Source organism: Cellvibrio sp. BR (assembly GCF_000263355.1).
GTDB lineage: Bacteria > Pseudomonadota > Gammaproteobacteria > Pseudomonadales > Cellvibrionaceae > Cellvibrio.
In genome coordinates this window covers 1,002,877-1,021,170 of record NZ_JH668201.1, presented here as the reverse complement: position 1 = coordinate 1,021,170, position 18,294 = coordinate 1,002,877, and the positions used below count along the sequence as shown (strand labels likewise).

General features: G+C 46.7%; 21 protein-coding genes. 17 read left to right on the top strand and 4 right to left on the bottom strand.

The window, feature by feature from the left end; translation table 11 throughout:
- Window positions 1-6 precede the first annotated feature (6 nt).
- From O59_RS09680 to O59_RS09615, 14 genes are all read left to right on the top strand, one after another.
- Window positions 7-366, top strand: a complete 360-nt coding sequence (locus O59_RS09680) for an iron-sulfur cluster assembly accessory protein (RefSeq protein WP_007642050.1) — start codon at window positions 7-9, stop codon at window positions 364-366.
- A gap of 26 nt (window positions 367-392) precedes the next feature.
- Window positions 393-929 carry a putative Fe-S cluster assembly protein SufT gene (gene sufT, locus O59_RS09675; protein WP_232283059.1) on the top strand — a complete coding sequence of 179 codons (537 nt, stop codon included), beginning with the start codon at window positions 393-395 and terminating at the stop codon, window positions 927-929.
- 45 nt (window positions 930-974) lie between these two features.
- A complete protein-coding gene (locus tag O59_RS09670) occupies window positions 975-1,397 on the top strand; it encodes a SufE family protein (RefSeq protein ID WP_007642046.1) in 423 nt (140 codons plus the stop codon).
- A 173-nt stretch (window positions 1,398-1,570) separates the two neighbouring features.
- Window positions 1,571-1,996: a nucleoside-diphosphate kinase gene (ndk, locus tag O59_RS09665; protein WP_007642044.1), complete on the top strand. Its 426-nt coding sequence runs from the start codon at window positions 1,571-1,573 to the stop codon at window positions 1,994-1,996.
- Between the two features lie 38 nt (window positions 1,997-2,034).
- The gene (gene rlmN / locus O59_RS09660) at window positions 2,035-3,213 is read left to right on the top strand and encodes a 23S rRNA (adenine(2503)-C(2))-methyltransferase RlmN (RefSeq protein WP_007642042.1); all 1,179 of its coding nucleotides are present in this window, start codon (window positions 2,035-2,037) and stop codon (window positions 3,211-3,213) included.
- A 58-nt stretch (window positions 3,214-3,271) separates the two neighbouring features.
- Window positions 3,272-4,054, top strand: coding sequence for a type IV pilus biogenesis/stability protein PilW (gene pilW, locus O59_RS09655; protein WP_050977038.1), 783 nt, complete (start codon window positions 3,272-3,274; stop codon window positions 4,052-4,054).
- A 22-nt stretch (window positions 4,055-4,076) separates the two neighbouring features.
- The gene (locus tag O59_RS09650) at window positions 4,077-4,985 is read left to right on the top strand and encodes a RodZ domain-containing protein (RefSeq protein ID WP_007642038.1); all 909 of its coding nucleotides are present in this window, start codon (window positions 4,077-4,079) and stop codon (window positions 4,983-4,985) included.
- Between the two features lie 39 nt (window positions 4,986-5,024).
- Window positions 5,025-6,149 (top strand): flavodoxin-dependent (E)-4-hydroxy-3-methylbut-2-enyl-diphosphate synthase, encoded by a 1,125-nt coding sequence (gene ispG / locus O59_RS09645; protein WP_040391824.1) that lies wholly within the window; start codon window positions 5,025-5,027, stop codon window positions 6,147-6,149.
- Between the two features lie 30 nt (window positions 6,150-6,179).
- The gene (hisS, locus tag O59_RS09640) at window positions 6,180-7,451 is read left to right on the top strand and encodes a histidine--tRNA ligase (protein WP_040391822.1); all 1,272 of its coding nucleotides are present in this window, start codon (window positions 6,180-6,182) and stop codon (window positions 7,449-7,451) included.
- A gap of 66 nt (window positions 7,452-7,517) precedes the next feature.
- Complete coding sequence (locus tag O59_RS09635; protein ID WP_007642032.1) at window positions 7,518-8,213, top strand: tetratricopeptide repeat protein; 696 nt, start codon at window positions 7,518-7,520, stop codon at window positions 8,211-8,213.
- Window positions 8,214-9,440 carry an outer membrane protein assembly factor BamB gene (gene bamB, locus O59_RS09630; protein ID WP_040391821.1) on the top strand — a complete coding sequence of 409 codons (1,227 nt, stop codon included), beginning with the start codon at window positions 8,214-8,216 and terminating at the stop codon, window positions 9,438-9,440.
- Between the two features lie 155 nt (window positions 9,441-9,595).
- A complete protein-coding gene (der, locus tag O59_RS09625; RefSeq protein WP_040392101.1) occupies window positions 9,596-10,999 on the top strand; it encodes a ribosome biogenesis GTPase Der in 1,404 nt (467 codons plus the stop codon).
- Between the two features lie 155 nt (window positions 11,000-11,154).
- On the top strand, window positions 11,155-12,375 hold the full coding sequence (locus tag O59_RS09620) for a SpoIIE family protein phosphatase (RefSeq protein WP_225318395.1): 1,221 nt from the start codon (window positions 11,155-11,157) through the stop codon (window positions 12,373-12,375).
- Complete coding sequence (locus O59_RS09615) at window positions 12,375-12,857, top strand: STAS domain-containing protein (RefSeq protein ID WP_007642026.1); 483 nt, start codon at window positions 12,375-12,377, stop codon at window positions 12,855-12,857. Before O59_RS09620 ends, O59_RS09615 begins: the two co-directional genes overlap by 1 nt.
- 27 nt (window positions 12,858-12,884) lie before the next feature.
- Here the strand turns inward: O59_RS09615 and O59_RS09610 are convergent, their stop codons facing one another.
- The 3 genes from O59_RS09610 to dusA all read right to left on the bottom strand — a co-directional run bounded on the left by O59_RS09610 (window position 12,885) and on the right by dusA (window position 15,443).
- Complete coding sequence (locus O59_RS09610) at window positions 12,885-13,343, bottom strand: TerB family tellurite resistance protein (protein ID WP_007642024.1); 459 nt, start codon at window positions 13,341-13,343, stop codon at window positions 12,885-12,887.
- Complete coding sequence (tal, locus tag O59_RS09605) at window positions 13,333-14,289, bottom strand: transaldolase (RefSeq protein WP_007642023.1); 957 nt, start codon at window positions 14,287-14,289, stop codon at window positions 13,333-13,335. Before tal ends, O59_RS09610 begins: the two co-directional genes overlap by 11 nt.
- A gap of 152 nt (window positions 14,290-14,441) precedes the next feature.
- Window positions 14,442-15,443, bottom strand: a complete 1,002-nt coding sequence (gene dusA / locus O59_RS09600; protein WP_081489694.1) for a tRNA dihydrouridine(20/20a) synthase DusA — start codon at window positions 15,441-15,443, stop codon at window positions 14,442-14,444.
- 122 nt (window positions 15,444-15,565) lie between these two features.
- Here dusA and moaC point away from each other — a divergent pair, with 122 nt between their 5' ends.
- From moaC to moaE, 3 genes are read left to right on the top strand one after another with little or no spacing between them, the layout of a single operon-like run.
- Window positions 15,566-16,066: a cyclic pyranopterin monophosphate synthase MoaC gene (gene moaC, locus O59_RS09595; protein WP_040391820.1), complete on the top strand. Its 501-nt coding sequence runs from the start codon at window positions 15,566-15,568 to the stop codon at window positions 16,064-16,066.
- Window positions 16,066-16,314: a molybdopterin converting factor subunit 1 gene (gene moaD, locus O59_RS09590; protein ID WP_007642019.1), complete on the top strand. Its 249-nt coding sequence runs from the start codon at window positions 16,066-16,068 to the stop codon at window positions 16,312-16,314. The genes moaC and moaD overlap by 1 nt, the downstream gene beginning before the upstream one ends.
- Window position 16,315: 1 nt before the next feature.
- The gene (gene moaE / locus O59_RS09585) at window positions 16,316-16,771 is read left to right on the top strand and encodes a molybdopterin synthase catalytic subunit MoaE (protein WP_007642018.1); all 456 of its coding nucleotides are present in this window, start codon (window positions 16,316-16,318) and stop codon (window positions 16,769-16,771) included.
- Between the two features lie 50 nt (window positions 16,772-16,821).
- Here moaE and O59_RS09580 read toward each other — a convergent pair whose 3' ends face one another.
- Entirely contained in the window at window positions 16,822-18,168 is a 1,347-nt protein-coding gene (locus tag O59_RS09580; RefSeq protein WP_007642017.1) for an MFS transporter, read from the bottom strand.
- Between the last annotated feature and the right edge of the window lie 126 nt (window positions 18,169-18,294).

Below are 18,294 nucleotides of genomic sequence, written 5' to 3'. Positions count from 1 at the left end.
TAGATCATGAGTATCGCTTCATTTAACCCGCAGCAGGACACAGTTATTGTCACCCCCGCGGCGGCGGCACACTTCAAGCGGCAGCTGAGCGCGAGTAAAGAGGCGTCAGCGGTGCGTTTGAGTGTGAAACAAAGTGGTTGTACCGGCTGGATGTATGTGGTCGATCTGGTGGCTGAAGCCGGTGCCGATGATTTGCATGTGCCGCTGGAGACGGGTGTTGAATTGTTGGTGGATGCCAAGAGCTTATCGGTGGTCAGTGGCACTGAGATCGATTATGTGACTGAAGGCGTCAATCGCCAACTCAAGTTCAATAACCCGCGCGCCAAAGATTATTGCGGTTGCGGTGAAAGTTTTAGTGTTAATTAACGGGCCATTGGGTCTAGAGAATTTCTATGTCTGAACGACGTATGGTGGTTGCCCAGGCAGATTGCCCGGCGCGGCGGGTGCCTGATGGCACCCCGCTGACTATCCCTGAAGGCACCTTTGTCACCATCACCCAGGCGTTGGGTGGCAATTACACCCTGACTTATCACGGCCAAATGGTGCGGGTGGATGGCACCGATGCCCATTTATTGGGACTTGAACCCACCAGTATTGAATTCCCGCCACCGGTGAATGATTTGATCCTGGAGGAGCAGGTTTGGCAGGCGCTGGGCAGTGTGTTTGATCCGGAAATTCCGGTGGATCTGGTCAACCTAGGGCTGATTTATGGCGTGAAAATCGATCAGCAGGCCAAACAGGTCGACATCCAAATGACCCTGACTGCACCCGCCTGTGGCATGGGGCCGGTTTTAGTGGGCGATGTTGAATACCGTGTGCGCCTGGTGCCCAATGTCAAGTCGGTTAAGGTGGAGCTGGTGTTTGATCCGCCCTGGCAGCGCCATATGATGAGCGAAGAAGCCCAGCTGCAAACCGGCATGTTTTACTGATCACTTTTGCGGTAGAACTAATCACCTTTGTAATAGAGAAGCCCAATGACCCAATTTGGTATAGATGTAACGGCTGAGGATATAGTGGATACCCTCGGCTTCTTTGATAACTGGGAAGAGCGCTACAAGTACATTATCGATCTGGGTAAAGAGTTACCACCAATGGATGAGTCGCTGCGTACGGAGCAGTATCTGGTGCGCGGCTGTCAAAGTCAGGTTTGGTTGGTGGATGAGTGGCGCGCTGGCAAGCTGTTTTTTCAGGCCGACAGTGATGCCTTTATAGTCAAAGGTTTGCTAGGAGTAGTGCTGGCGGCCTTTAATGGCAAAACTCCGGGTGAGATATTGGCTTTTGATATTGATGCCTATTTTGCCCAATTGGATCTGTTGCAGCATCTGAGTTCCACCCGCGGCAATGGCCTCAAGTCCATGGTAAAGCGGATTCAAGAGCGCGCAAGCAATGTGCACTAGTTCTTTCCCTGCGTATAACCTCTAGCCATTTTTGTTTATTAATCAAATAGCTAGCATATAAAAATACTGCAAACCCGCGTATAATTCGCGGGTTTTGTATTTTGTAGCCCTCAATCGCTGATAGCGGCATCGCAGGCGCTGCTTCAACTGAAAAATAGTGTGTGGAGTCTCTCATGGCTGTTGAACAAACCTTATCAATCATAAAACCCGATGCGGTGCGTAAGAATGTGATCGGTGCGATAGTCACTCGTTTTGAACAGGCGGGGCTTAAAATAGCAGCTCAACGCATGATGCAATTGAGTCGTGCTCAGGCAGAAGGCTTTTATGCCGAACATCACGGCAAACCATTTTTTGATGGGCTGGTAGAGTTCATGACCTCAGGTCCTGTCGTTGTCCAAGTTTTATCGGGCGAAAATGCGATAGCACTGAACCGTGAGTTGATGGGCGCAACAGATCCTGCCAAGGCGGCCCCCGGAACTATTCGTGCGGATTATGCCGACGCTATCAGTACCAATGCTGTGCATGGCTCTGACTCGCCTACATCTGCTGCGCGTGAAATTGCTTATTTCTTCGCAAGCAATGAAGTTAATCTTCGTTAATTAAGAATTACCCCAATTTTGTTTACAGGTATTGAGCCATGACTGAAGTATCCAGCTCCATTTCTTCCGCCGGTGCGGTTGCTGCAGAGGGCTCTGCCAAAATGAATTTATTGGGCCTGCCAGAAGCCAAGCTGATCGCGTTTTTTGAATCTATTGGTGAGAAAAAATTTCGCGCGATTCAAGTGATGAAGTGGATTCATCAGCTTGGCGCTGACAACTTTGATGACATGACCAATGTCAGCAAGGATTTGCGCGCAAAGTTAAAAAATATTGCCGAAATTCGCCTGCCGGAAGTAGTACAACAATTTGACTCTACCGACGGCACGCGTAAGTTTTTGATCCGTGTGACCGGCGGCAGTGTGATTGAAACCGTGTTTATTCCCGATGGTGATCGAGGTACTTTATGTGTGTCGTCGCAGGTGGGATGCTCGCTGGATTGCAGTTTTTGCGCCACGGGCAAACAAGGTTTTAACCGCGATTTAACCGCCGCTGAAATTATCGGCCAAGTCTGGATTGCCGCCAAATCATTTGGCCAATTACAAGCTAACGGTCCGCGTCGCGTGACCAATGTGGTGATGATGGGCATGGGCGAGCCGCTGCTCAATTTCGATAATGTTGTCGACTCAATGAATTTAATGATGCACGACAATGCCTACGGTATTTCCAAGCGCCGCGTGACCTTGAGCACCTCGGGTGTGGTGCCCCAGCTTGATCGTTTAAGTCAATATACTGATGCCTGTCTGGCTATTTCATTACACGCGCCCAACGATGAGCTGCGCAATGAGTTGGTGCCTATCAATCGCAAATATCCTATTGCGATGCTGCTCGATTCGGCCAAACGTTATATCGAAGCGATGCCCGATACCCATCGCAAAATTACTATCGAATACACCTTAATCGACCAGGTGAATGATCGCCCACATCACGCCCATGAATTGGCAGAACTGCTGCGTGATGTTCCGGTTAAAATTAATTTAATTCCGTTTAATCCCTTTAACTTATCTAACTACAAGCGAGTGAGTAATAACGCACTGCGCAAGTTTCAGGATATTTTAATGGAAGCAGGTTACATCACGACTGTGCGCACCACCCGTGGTGACGATATTGATGCAGCTTGCGGTCAATTGGCAGGCCAAGTGAACGATGTGACAAGGCGTAGCGAGCGATACAAAGCACAGTTTGATGAGGTGCAAGCAGTAAAAATTGTTAATCAGTAGTGCGTGAGAACTGATTAGGGTTATCAATCTGATGAGCTTGTTAAAAATAGGTGTGTTTATGCAAAAGAATAAATTACATAAATTGCTACAGCTATTAATAGTAAGTCTAGTGAGTGTTTTGCTGCTCTCTGGCTGTGTGTCTGACGGTAAGGGCAAACCGAATCGGCCTGTTGATAAAGCTAAATCGCTTGAACTGCATATCAAACTGGCGCAGGGATATATTGACCGAGGTAACCGTGAGTCGGCGCGTCATCATTTGCGTAAAGCGGCCGAGATAGATCGTAACTCCGCTGATGCAACAGAAACTCTCGCGCGTTTGTATCAATTGGAAGGTGAGCCAAAATTGGCAGAAGAAACCTTCAAAAAAGCGATAAAAAACAAAAAGAATTTTACTTTGGCACGAAATAATTACGGTGTGTTTTTGTTCGGCGCCAAGCGCTACGAAGAAGCATTGGAACAATTTGAGCTGGCAGCTGAAGATCTGGATTATGTTGACCGCGCGTCTGCCTTGGTTAATGTGGGAAGAACGGCGCTGTTGTTAGGTAAAAATGAACGTGCAAAGGCCGCTTTGGAGCATGCCGCTGTGCTTGATCGCGGCATGGCTGACGCGCAGATTGAATTGGCTGATATTAATTTTCAAAAACAGGATTACGCAGCTGCAAAACAACATCTTGATAGGTATCAGGCGCTAGGGCAAGTGACTTCGCGTTCACTGTTATTGGGGATTCGTTTGGAGCGCGTTTTTGGTAACAAGGATAAAGAAGCCAGTTATGTATTGATGTTAAAGAATCGTTTTCCTTATTCAAGAGAATATCTTGAATATAAACAGACGATGATGTGAGACATTTCTCCACAGGTTTAAAATGACTTTTGATGACGATAAAAAATCCATAGACGATAGCAGGTCAAGAGAGCTCTCTCCCGGCAAACTGTTGGTGTGGGCGCGTGAGCGCGCCAACCTTACACAAGAGCAAGTTGCCAAAGAGCTCTATATGACGCTTACAAAAGTCAGGTCGCTTGAGTCGGACGATTATCGTCATATGGGAGCCGATACTTTTGTGCGTGGTTATTTGCGTGCTTACGCCAATTTGGTTCATCTTGATGTCCCTCAAGTATTGTCTGCCTATGATCGGTTTCTGCAAAAAACCGGGGGAGCAGAGTTAACTACACCTCGTCGCTCCGAGTCTGAAAGTAAACCTATTTGGCAATTTGCAGTAATTACATTGGCTGCGCTTTTTATTCTTTGGTTAATTTCGATTTGGTTTTTCGATAATCGACAGCAGTCCGTTATTGATCGACCGGCCGCTATTGTGCCCCAGTTGGATTTACGTCACTCATTATCGAGTGCGGCATCCAGTGCGATACCCCCCATTTCAGATACATCGCTTACCGCTATTTCTGTTGGCGCAATGTCTTCAGCTGCGGCTGTAGAAATACAAGCCAGTAGTTCTATTGTCAGCTCAGAGTCCTATTCAAGTGAGGCATCTATTGTGGCAGTGGAAAATACTCCAATTGCAGCAGTGGCGGGGCGTTTGGCAGTGCTGACGCTGGAATTTAATGCGGAGTGTTGGTTGGAAGTAAGCGATGCACGTGGTGATGTGCTTGCCGCTGATCTTCAAGCGGCGGGTAGCAGTCTACAACTGCAGGGGGAGGCGCCATTTGATGTAAAGCTTGGCAATGCGCCAGCAGCAAGTATTTCACTCAATGGTGAGTTAATTGTGGTAACGCCATTGCCAACAACGAATGTGTTATCACTAAAAGTGGGTCAGTAAACTGGCTGTCCTGCGCGTCAAAATGAATCGGGAAATCTTATGCATTGCGAGTCTCCTATAAAACGTCGTAAATCGCGGCAGATAATGGTTGGAAATGTTGCGGTTGGTGGTGATGCACCTATTTCTGTACAGAGCATGACCAATACAGAGACAACAGATGTAGCGGCAACTGTCGAGCAAATTCGCCGCATTCAAGCGGCAGGTGCCGACATTGTTCGCGTTTCAGTGCCCACAATGGACGCTGCGGAAGCCTTTGGTGCCATTCGCAAGCAAGTGACTATTCCGTTGGTTGCAGATATTCATTTTGATTACCGTATTGCGCTGCGTGTTGCCGATTTAGGTGTGGATTGTTTGCGCATTAATCCAGGTAATATTGGTCGTGAAAAGCGCATCAAAGCTGTGGTCGATAAAGCGCGCGATTTAAATATCCCAATCCGAATTGGTGTCAATGCTGGTTCTCTTGAAAAAGATTTGCAGAAAAAATATGGCGAGCCAACACCTGATGCGTTGGTTGAATCTGCTTTGCGTCACGTAGAAATTCTTGATCAGTTAAATTTTTATAATTTTAAAGTCAGTGTAAAGGCGTCAGATGTTTTTATGGCGGTTGCGGCTTACCGCAAGCTTGCTACGCTAATCGATCAGCCCTTGCATCTAGGTATTACTGAGGCGGGCGGTTTGCGTTCTGGCACAGTGAAATCCTCCATAGGTTTAGGCGCACTGCTGATGGATGGTATTGGCGATACTATTCGCGTATCGCTTGCGGCAGACCCCGTTGAAGAAATTAAAGTAGGTTGGGACATGCTGCGCAGTTTGAAAATTCGCAGCAAAGGTGTGAACTTTATTGCTTGCCCAAGTTGTTCGCGTCAGAACTTTGACGTAATCAAAACCATGAACGACCTGGAGCAGCGCGTGGAGGATATTACCGTCCCTCTGGATGTGGCGGTAATTGGCTGTGTTGTAAATGGCCCCGGTGAAGCAAAAGAGGCTGATTTGGGACTGGCAGGCGGAACCCCGAGTAACTTGATATACATAGATGGTGAGCCCAATCAAAAGTTAACCAATGAAAATCTGGTTGATAATCTCGAGCGTTTGATTCGTGCCAAGGCTGCACAAAAGCAGGCACAAATGGATGCGGATGCAAAAAATATCATCGCAAAAGCCTGATGCTTTTGTGTTTATAAATAAGGTTTGAAATTGAAAAAAATACAAGCAATTCGTGGGATGAATGACCTGCTGCCAGCAGACTCACCACTTTGGCAATATGTTGAGTCTGTGGTTACTGACATACTTACGCGCTACGCCTATCAGGAAATTCGTTTTCCAATCGTCGAGTCTACAGAATTGTTCAAGCGCTCGATTGGTGAAGTTACCGATATTGTTGAAAAAGAAATGTATACCTTTGAGGATCGCAATGGCGATAGTTTGACCTTGCGCCCCGAAGGTACTGCGTGCTGTGTGCGGGCCTGTGAAGAAAATGGGTTGCTTTACAATCAAACACAGCGCTTGTGGTATATGGGCCCCATGTTTCGCCACGAGCGTCCGCAAAAAGGACGTTATCGGCAGTTCCACCAAATTGGTGTTGAAACCTTTGGCATCCAGGGCCCCGATATCGATGCCGAGGTGTTAGTGTTAAGCGCGCGTATTTTGCGTGAGTTAGGCGTTGCTGATCATGTTCGTTTGCAGATTAACTCTCTGGGTAGTACGGAAGCTCGCACTACATACAAACAGGCATTGGTTGCGTATTTGGAGCAGGTAAAAGATCAACTTGATGAAGATAGTAAGCGTCGTCTTGAATCAAATCCTTTGCGTATTCTTGATTCAAAAGATGCTAACACCCAGTCATTACTAAACGCAGCGCCGGTGCTTCTGGATTATCTGGATGATGCTTCGCGCGAACATTTTGAAGGGTTAAAGTCGCTGCTGGATGCGGCTGGTATAGCGTATGAAGTAAATCCACGCTTGGTGCGCGGACTCGATTATTATGGTAAAACGGCGTTCGAATGGGTAACGGATAAATTAGGATCGCAAAGTACGGTTTGTGCTGGTGGTCGCTATGATGGTTTGGTTGAGCAGTTGGGTGGCAAATCAACACCTGCTGTAGGTTTTGGTATTGGTCTTGAACGCTTGGTGTTGTTGTTGCAAGCCGTGGAGGCAGTGCCAGATGGTTTGGATCAACAAGCTGATGTTTACTTGGTGGCAGTTGGTAATGTGCAGTCTGTTGCCATGCAGCTAGCTGAGCGTATACGTGATGATTTACCTTTTGTTCGTTTGTTGCTCAATTGCGGTGGTGGTAATTTTAAAAGCCAATTAAAACGAGCGGATAAAAGCGGTGCTGAAATCGCGTTAATTCTAGGTGAAGATGAAGCTCAGGCTGAGAAGGTAAGTATTAAATTCTTGCGTGATGATGTTGAACAGCAAACCCTTCCATTTGATGAAGCAATTGCCTATCTGCAATCGCTCGAGTAAAAAAATAACGTTTTCTTTAATCATTAATATTTCCTGCGCGTTGCGCAAGTCCTACAGGAGTCAATTGTGAGCGTACATCTTTCAGAAGAAGAACAATTAGAAGTCTTAAAGCGTTGGTGGAAGGATTATGGTAGAACCATAATCATCGCCGTATTAGTCGTTGTGGCTGGCTATTTTGGTTTTACAACGTGGCAGGATCAAAAACGTCAAGCGGCTGAAAAAGCATCAGTAATGTATGAAGAACTGTTGAAACTGGTTAACGTTGAGCCTGGCAAGGTAATCACCGATGCTGATAAAGCGACTGTTACTCATTTAGCCGGTCAGCTGAAAGAGGCAAATAGTAAAAGCATGTACGCACATAGCGCGGCTTTTTTTCTTGCCAAATTGGCTGTTGAAGATAACAAGTTAGATGCGGCAGCGAGTGAACTTAAATGGATTTTGTCTGCCAAACCGGATGCTGCAACTGAGCAGTTGGCTCGCTTGCGATTGGCGCGAGTGTTAACTGCACAGAAAGCTTATGACGAAGCCTTGGCGCAATTGACTCCAGAACCAGCGGCAGCATTTGTTGCTGATTACGCTGAAGCACGCGGGGATATCTTTAAATTACAAGGTGACTTGGATGCTGCCAGAACCTCATTTGAAAAAGCGCTGACCTCAATTGATCCTCAACAACAAGAGCGTTACATGTTGTTGCAAATGAAAGTTGATGATTTGAAAGTAAATGATTCTGTGCCGGCAGCCCCTGTTGCTGAGGAGAAGTAAATGACGCAAGTCTCTGTGAGGCACTTTAGCTGGTTGGTTTTGCTTTGTGCATTCGCTGTTTCCGGATGTTCCTGGTTTAGTAAAAAAACAGGAAACGAACCCATGGAGTTAGTCGATTTTGAAGAGACTATCGACCTGGATCGGGTGTGGAAACGTGGTATTGGTGAAGGTCAAAACAAAGGTTTTAGTAGCCTCACACCTGCATTAGATGGCGATGTTATTTATGCGGTTGATTTTGAAGGTTTGGTTGTTGCAGTAAACACTGGTTCTGGCAAAAAGCTCTGGTCACGCAAGATTAATAAAGCAGAACAGGGACTGTGGGGATGGCTGAAGGGTTTCTTCGTTGCCACTGACCCGAACCGCCAAATCATTGGTGGTATCGCTGCTGAAAATGGTTTGTTGCTGGTGGCGACTTATGCGGGTGAAGTTATGGCTTTATCCAAAGAAAATGGCGATGAGTTATGGCGTAAACAGCTTCCGGGTGAAATAGTTTCAGCTCCACGTACTAACGGAAGTGTTGTTGCTGCTCAATCGGTGAATGGCAAGCTCTATGCCTTGGATGCCAAAACCGGTGAACAATTGTGGTTTTATGATAATCAGCCACCAGTTCTGACGTTGCGCGGTACGCCATCACCAATAGTCACCGACACAGCGATTTACACCGGTTTTTCCAATGGTCGCATGATGGCCTTTAACCCTAGTAATGGTCTGATACTTTGGGAGCAGCGTATAGCTTCACCAAAAGGTCGTTCAGAGCTGGAGCGGATGGTAGATATCCATTCCAGTCCAGTTCTGCGTGATGGGGTTCTTTATGTTGGTACCTATCAGGGTCGAGTCAGTGCAATAGCGCGTGGAACTGGCAGTCCACTGTGGGGAATTGATGGTTCAACCAGTGAAAATCTGGCTGTTTCCTCAGATAAAGTTTTTGTTGCCCATTCCGATGGCAAAGTGGCTGCTTACAGTGCGGCTACGGGCGAACAATTGTGGGTTAATGAACAAATGTTGCGCCGTAATTTGAACGGGCCACAAGTATTTGGTGATTATGTAGCCGTAGTTGATTTTAAAGGCTACATGCACGTGCTCAACCAAAGTGATGGCCAGTTTGCAGCACGTACTCGTGTTGACAGAAAAGGCGCACGTGCTCCGATGCAATCAGATGGTGAAACACTTTATGTGTTTACCAATCGTGGCAAACTAATTGCGTTTCGTGCTGAAAAAGACGAATAACCTTCGGCTTTAGAGCAAACTAAAACCAGCCGCTGAATTTATCATTGAGTGATTAATGGTAAACTCCTCAGCGGCTGGTTTTGTTTTTAGCAAAGTTTATTTCCGGGCGGCATCCGCCTTCATTTCTGACTTTTTACCTCATTGATATTTTTATGATTATCCCCGTAATAGCACTTGTTGGTCGCCCTAATGTGGGTAAATCCACTCTTTTTAATCGCTTGACCCAGTCTCGCGATGCCTTGGTAGCGGATTACCCCGGTTTAACCCGCGATCGTAAGTACGGCGAAGGTATATTAGAGAACCGCCGTTTTATTGTTATTGATACCGGCGGAATCAGCGGTGAGGAAGAGGGTATCGACAGCATGATGGCGGGGCAATCGCTGCTGGCGATACAAGAGGCCGATATAGTCCTCTTTATTGTCGATAGTCGTGCCGGGCTTAATCCGGCCGATGAAACCATTGCCAAGCATTTGCGCGTCAACAACAAAAAAACTTATTTGGTTGCCAATAAAATTGACGGTACAGATCCCGATATCGCGTTGGCGCCATTTTATGAGCTTGGTTTGGGTGAAGTTTATCCAACGACTGCAAGCCACGGTCGTGGTGTGAGATCCTTGATGGAAGAGGTTCTGGCAGAAATCCCTGAGTTTCCAGAGGATTATCAACCAGACGATGCGACCGGTATTAAAATTGCCATTGTTGGTCGTCCCAACGTAGGCAAGTCAACTCTGGTAAATCGCTTGCTGGGTGAAGATCGGGTGGTGGTTTACGATGAGCCCGGTACTACTCGGGATAGTATTTATATCAATTACACTCGTTTTGATAAGCCTTACACCATTATTGATACGGCGGGAGTACGTCGGCGAAAAAATATTGATTTGATGGTGGAAAAATTTTCTATCGTCAAAACCATGCAGGCGATTGCAGATGCAAACGTTGTAGTGTTGGTAATGGATGCCAGCGAAGGTGTGGTTGAGCAAGATTTGCACCTGATGGGAACTACCATTGAGGCTGGCCGCGCGTTGGTGATAGCGCTGAATAAGTGGGATGGCTTGGATGATGCGCACAAACAATATGTGAAAAATGAAATTGAACGCCGTTTACGCTTTGTAGATTTTGCCACCATTCACTTTATTTCTGCCTTGCACGGTACAGGTGTTGGAAATCTCTACAAGTCCATTGAGTTAGCTTACCAATCGGCAACAGATAAGTTCAGCACTAATTACCTCACAAGAATTCTGCAAGATGCTGTACGTGAGCATCAGCCGCCCATGATCCAAGGGCGACGCATCAAACTGCGTTACGCTCACCCGGGTGGACATAATCCACCGATAATCGTGATTCATGGTAACCAGACCAATGATGTTCCCAGTCACTACACCAAGTATTTGGAAAAAACCTTCCGTCGGGTCTTGGACCTGCACGGAACTCCGATAAAAATAGAGTTCCGTAACAATGAAAACCCTTATTCGGAGCGGAAAGGGAAACTTACCCAGCGACAGCTGGTTGAGATGCGGCGCAAAGCAGAGCGCGAGAAAAACAATAAAAAGCCAAAGTAATTCCCACATGATGGCGCCCAAGACAGCACAAATCTTGTTGCTCGGCGCGCCATTGTTATGGCCCAAAAGAAGTAATTTCACAGCCAACTACAGCTTGCAACCGGCGTAGTGAAGGAGTAGTGTTACGCGCTTTATTGATCGCCGCGGCGGTCCACTTGAACTCCAAGCCCGAGCAGAAGATGACACCCGCAAGCCGCAAGCTGCTTATCATCGATGACGATGCCCTTGTCCGCCAAAGCCTTTTAACCTATCTGTCTGATAGTGGTTTTGCTGTGCAGTTTGCTATTGACTCCCACTCTGCACTTCACCTTCTTCAGTCCAATCACGACTACCCTGATTTGATTATCACTGATCTGCGTATGCCCAACGGCGACGGTTTGCAGTTATTGCAAACGTTACACGACCAGTTCCCTGAGTTGCCTGTTATTGTGGTGTCCGGTGCTGGTGTGATGAGCGATGTAGTAGCTGCATTGCGTTTGGGAGCGAGAGATTATTTGATTAAACCGCTTGCTGATTTAGAGGTTCTTGTTCACTCGATCAATAAAGTGCTTGATCGTCAGGATCTGGAAGCCGAAAATTTGCGTTATAGAGCACAACTGGAGGACGCCAATCGCGAGCTGAAAGAGAATTTGCGTGTTCTGGAGCGAGATCAGATTGCTGGTCGCAGGGTGCAGCGACGACTGATGCCATCTGGGCTCAGCACCCAAGAGGGTTATCAGGTTGCGCATACTATAGTTCCTTCGCTTTTTCTCAGTGGCGATTTTGTTGATTATGCCCACATTAAACAACGCTACCTCGCGTTTTACTTAGCTGACGTTTCAGGTCACGGTGCATCTTCTGCATTTGTCACTATTTGGCTAAAACACTTGGTAAGCCGAATGGTACGCGAGGAGGGCTTGTTTGGTGATGAGTACTCGTTTGTTGAGGGTGCTAATCAAATGTTGCGGCAAATTAATCGTGAACTGCATGAGACTCGCCTCAGTCATCACCTAACACTTTTTGTAGGCATAATAGATACCCATACAGATAAAATGCATTATGTGGTTGCAGGCCACCTGCCTATGCCAATTTTGTTGACTGAGTCCGGCGCGGAGTACTTGGTGGGGCAGGGTAAGCCCGCAGGTATTTTCAAGGAGGTTAGTTGGCAGCTGTATGAACGAGATCTTCCTGAAAAATTTGCTTTGATTTGTTTTTCGGATGGTGTTTTGGAAACATTGCCACAGGTTGAGTTGGCGGATAAAGAAGCTCATTTATTGGCGCGGGTTGCTGCCAGCACTGGCACTTTGGATTCCGTCTGCAATACTTTGGTGATAAAAGAGATTCGTGATAACCCCGATGATATCGCGGTCCTTTCGATTTCTAGAGGTGTGAGTTGATGAAACCCGGCCAGATTTTAGTTGCCGACCACAATGGTGTTTATATCATCAAGATGCTGGGTGATGTTCGCCTTACTCTCTGTATTTCTTTCGATCAATTTATTGATGCAATGTTTAAAAGTGAGAATTTTACTTCAGTGCTGTTTGATCTTTCGGATGCGGAGGCGATTGACAGTACAACATTGGGGTTGATGGCAAAAATATCAATTTTGGGTCAGGAGCGATGTGGAATAGTACCGGTTATCTTGGCGAGTAACCCGAGTATCCAGCGTATCCTTCAAACCATGGGGTTCGGCGATATATTTACTATAGTCGACAAGCTTGATGCTCCAATGCTCAGTGCGCAACCACTAAATTGCGTCAATTGTGATGAACAAGAAGTAAAAGAAAAAGTATTAGAAGCCCATAAAATTTTGATGGGTTTGAACGCGAGTAACGCAGATACATTTCGTAACTTGGTAAACATGTTGGAGAACTGTTAAAGCTATTAAACCAAGGTTTTTGATTTGTTACTGCAGTTTTGTTTTGACAATATTTTTAGCGCGAATAAATTCGCTGTGCGGGACGTAGATTAAATCTGCTACCTTTCTGATCATGTAGTCTTCGTATTTATCCAAATCTCCATCGGCATAAGCCATTTCCCACATCGCTATTATCAGGCGAAATTTATCGCTCGCTGAGCATTCCGTGTTTACAATTTGAGTGAATTGATGCAATGACGTTGCATCATGAGACTCATTTTTGGCGAGATCAATCAAGTCGGTGATTTCATTTGTGGTAAGTGAAAATTTTTGTGCGAGTAATTGATTGAGTTTGTTAGCTTCAATTTCGGAGAAGTGATGATCAGCCATGGCAATTTCCACCAGCAATGCAGAAATGGCCAGTTGTTTCTGGTGATCGGTGAGGGCGAGTGAGTCGCCACCTGATTGCAGGTGGCGCTCGATAAAGCGTGCGAGCTTATTGAGCACGGGCTTTAATCAGGTTCTCAAGGTTGATCTGATCTTTCACAAAACCGCGGATACCCTCGGCCAGTTTTTCGGTGGCCATAGCATCTTGGTTGATACCAAAACGGAAGCTTGCTTCTGTCTCGATTTGTTTTGCGATTTTTTCACCTGAATTGTTTGGTGATAGGACGCGCTTTAATTCGCCTTTGTCCTGATCCAATTCTTGCAGCAATTGTGGGCTGATGGTCAAACGATCACAACCTGCTAGCGCTTCAATTTCGCCGAGGTTACGGAAGCTCGCACCCATTACCACAGTTTTGTAGCCATTTTGTTTGTAGTAGTTGTAGATCTGACGTACAGATACTACGCCTGGATCTTCTTCTGCGGTGTATTCTTTTTTGTCGGTGTTGGCTTTGTACCAATCAAGAATACGACCTACAAAGGGGGAGATAAGAAATACGCCAGCATCAGCACAGGCGGCTGCTTGATTGAAGCCAAACAGCAGGGTCAGGTTGCAGTTAATGCCTTCTTTTTCCAAAACTTCGGCGGCGCGAATGCCTTCCCAAGTAGATGCAAGTTTGATCAATACACGAGATTTATCAACACCACCTTTTTCATACAGGCTGATTAATTGGTGCGCCTTGGCGATAGAGGCTTTGGTGTCAAATGACAAGCGCGCATCCACTTCGGTAGAAATACGGCCGGGAACAATTTTCAGAATTTCCAAGCCAATGCCGACAGCAAGGTGATCACACACAGCGCTCAGTTGTTCTGCGCTGTTAGTGATACCTTTATTTGCGGCGATAGATGAGGTCAGCAGGCTTTCATATTGCGGCATTTGTGCTGCTTTATAAACCAGCGATGGGTTGGTGGTCGCATCCAGAGGTTTGTAAAGGCGAATGGCTTCTATATCGCCAGTATCGGCTACGACGTCGGTAAATTGCTTCAGTTGTTCGAGTTTACTAGTCACAGTGGTAATCCTATTTCTGAAATAACAAGTGGTTGATATTCGTCTTATTGCCGTCAGATATATTATAGTCTTAATGACTTTTTGAATGAAACAGTCATTTTTTATAAAGCGATAAATACATAGTCTATTAAGGTTTTAGGCCCGAGAGTAAATCAAGTAATAGTTGCTAATGGTAACTCATTTATGGCCGCAAGCGCTCGTTCAAGAACCTCGATTCCAGCACCGGGTTTGTGGGCTTGCTCACTAATAACGCGTCTAAATTGCCGTGCACCCGGTAGTCCTTGGTAGAGCCCAAGAATATGCCGGGTCAAATGATTGAGGCGTGCGCCCTTCGCTAACTGTTCGATACAATATTCTTTAAATTGTTCCATTACCTCATCGCGGCTGATGATGGTGCGCGAGCTGCCGTAAATTTGCTGATCAACTTCTGCGAGTAGATAGGGATTGCTGTAAGCCTCACGACCAATCATGACACCGTCCACATGTGCCAGCAGGGTTTTCGTTTGCTCTAGTGTAGTGATACCACCGTTAATAATAATGTTGAGCTGGGGGAAATCCTGTTTGAGCTGATAGACCTTATCGTACTGCAATGGGGGTACTTCACGGTTTTCTTTAGGGCTGAGGCCTTTTAGCCAGGCTTTGCGCGCGTGAACAATGAAGGTACTACAGCCAGTTGCGGCGATGGTGCTGACAAACTTGACCAGCCCAGCATAATCTTCCATGTCGTCGATTCCGATGCGATGCTTTACCGTCACCGGAATTTTCACCGCATGCTGCATGCTTGCGATGCAATCGGCCACTAGTTCTGGCTCGGCCATTAAGCAGGCGCCAATCATGCCGTTTTGTACGCGATCACTGGGGCAGCCACAGTTGAGATTGACCTCATCGTAACCCCAGTCTTCGGCGATGCGTGCACATTCAGCGAGATCGGTGGGGTTGCTACCACCAAGCTGCAAAGCCAAGGGATGTTCACAGGCGTTGTAATCGAGGAAACGCTTTTTATCACCATGCAAGAGCGCACCGGTGGTAACCATTTCACTGTAGAGAACGGCTTCTTTGGTGAGCATACGCCAAAAGGTGCGGCAATCAGAGGTTGACCACTCCATCATCGGAGCGAGGGTAAAGCGGCGGTCAAGGGTTGGGGTTGGTGTCATCAAGGTATGAATTTCAATAGCGCAAAATAAAAATGCCAAGCAATATCGGCAGGTGTTTTATGATAGCGATATTTACTTAGGGCTGCACGGTAAACCAGCTCGACAATCGGAAGAATCTATTTATGTCATTGACTCATATCGACTCCCATGGTCACGCAAGCATGGTGGATGTCTCAGATAAACCCGCGAGCGTGCGCGAAGCCCGCGCTTTTGCACGGGTTGTAATGCAGCCTGAAACATTGGTGCAAATCAAAAACAACGGCCTGAAAAAAGGGGATGTGTTGGCTGTTGCTCGCATTGCTGGTATTCAGGCCGCAAAAAAGTGCGCGGATCTGATCCCTCTTTGTCATCCGCTAGCGCTGAGTAAAGTGGCGGTCGATTTCAGTTTGGATGAAGCTAATTCCAGTGTAGAAATTACCAGTTACTGCAAACTAACCGGTCAAACAGGCGTAGAAATGGAAGCGCTTACAGCGGCAAGTGTCGCTGCGCTGACAATTTACGATATGTGTAAAGCAGTAGATATGGGCATGGTAATTGAGCAGATTTGCCTATTGGAGAAAATGGGCGGGCGTCGCGGCCACTATCAGCGTGAAACAACAGGGCGGCACGAGGTAAACGAATAATGATCCAGGTGGTATTTTTAGCGCAGCTGCGCGAGCAGCTGGGCAGTAACGGCATACAGGTCGACTCCAATTCAGCAAAGTCTATTGGGGAGTTAAAGCAATACTTGATTTCGCATCACCCTGAATGGGCAGAGTTTTTGGAGAACAAAAAATTATTAATTGCACTGAATCATGAATATGCACGTGGTGATCTCCCCTTGAAGTCTGGCGATGAAGTGGCGTTTTTCCCGCCGGTTACCGGAGGTTAATATGCCATTTTCTATTGCAGTTCAAACCAATGATTTTAATGTGGGCGATGAATACGCACAGCTAGTTGAAAATGATAAAGATGCGGGGGCGGTGGTTTTTTTTGTTGGCCGAGTGCGTGAGATGAATCAGTCGCGTTTGGTGTCCGGTCTCTCGCTTGAATATTATCCTAGTATGACAGAGCGTGTGCTAGATCAAATAATGGATGTTGCGAGACAGCGTTGGGATTTAATTTCTGTGCGTATTGTTCACCGTGTAGGGCAATTGTATTTAAGTGATCAAATTGTATTTGTGGGTGTTACTAGTCAGCATCGCGAACATGCATTTCAGGCTGCTGAATTTTTGATGGACTTTTTAAAAACCCAAGCCCCTTTTTGGAAAAAGGAAATAACGGCGCACGGTGAGATGTGGGTGGAGGCCAAAGAGAGTGATCAGCAGCGGGCAATAATGTGGGAGTGACGTCAGGGGTAAAAGAGGCAAGCGGTTTGTATAACCGCTTGCCTGATTTTTTAGTGGCTAGTTACCACTTCAGCAATATTATTGGTTGCTTGTACTTTTCGTGCGCTCAGTGCGAACCAGCACAAAATCACATAACAAGCTGCAGGCACAATAAATGCCGTGATGTAACTTGAGTGGCCTGAAACCAAGCCTACCAATAAGGGTACAAATGCCCCGCCGATAATTGCGGTACACAGGAAACCCGAGGTGGCTTCGGCGCTGGCGGTTGAGCGCTCAAGGGTTAAACTGAAAATCACGGGGAACATGATTGAATTGAAGAGGCCTATTGCTAGTGCAACAAAGCCTGCGCTCACGCCACCAACAATAAATACATACAGGCACATCAGCGCTGCACCACCCGTGAAAACAGCCAGTAGTAAAGCGGCATTTACTTTGGCTAATAAAGCCGAACCAATTAGGCGGCCTACCATTGCCCCACCCCAATAGATGGCGGTAATAGCTGCTGCTTCTTGCAATGAGATGCCGGGAATTCCATCTGAAGTAAATAGCCAGCTAATCAAAGGGAATTTGAATGCTGCATCTGACTGGCCCCAGATTGAATCGGCATTCAGGAAAAATGCCATCTGCGTTCCTATCGCTACTTCAGCACCTACGTACAGAAAAATTGCCATCCCCCCCAGTAGTGCCCACTTGGATTGGGTTGCTTCTTTTAGCATGGATAAAATGCCGCGACGAATTACAGTGCTTGACGTGTCTGGGGCTGCTTCACTAACAATCTTGCGGCTCAGAAAGAAAAATACCAACAGCATGGCAATCATGCCGGACAACCAAAAATAAGCGGCATCTATACCGGCCAATGCTTCTGCGCGGGCTGCTTCAGTCACTTCCATGCCGGGTTTAACTTCGATGCCCTCGAGGAAAAGCGATGCACCAATAATGGGGCCAATAAACGTACCGAAGCTATTAAAGGCTTGGCTAAATGTCAGGCGGAAGTGGCTACCTTCGGGCGAACCCAGCGCAGCTGCCAAGGGGTTGGCTGCAACTTGCAATGCAGTAATGCCGCCAGCCAATACAAATAGGCCGCCGAGTACAAGTGTATAGTTTTCGATATTTGCAGCGATCAACATCAATATGCAACCGCCGATCATAGTGCCTAATGCCATCAAAATAGTAGGTACTGATTTAAAGCGGGATAGTATTGCGGCGGCGGGAAAACTCATTACACCGTAAGCGATAAAAAAAGCGAAGGCACTAAGCTGTGCTTGTACGTCAGTCAAACTGAAAATACCTTTTACTGCGGCGACCAGCGGGTCAATCAATGAGGTAATAAAACCCCACGCAAGAAAAAGTGTGGTCACTGCCGCATAAGCCGGGCCGTATCGAGCTGGTGATTTCATGAATTACCTCGTTGTTATAAAAATTGTTTGTCGTTGTCGTGGTCTTAAAATAAGGTTTGCCGATTGATTCAAAACCTTGGTGCGCTAACGCAGCTTGAGGAAGCCGACGCAAGCGCGCGGTACTAT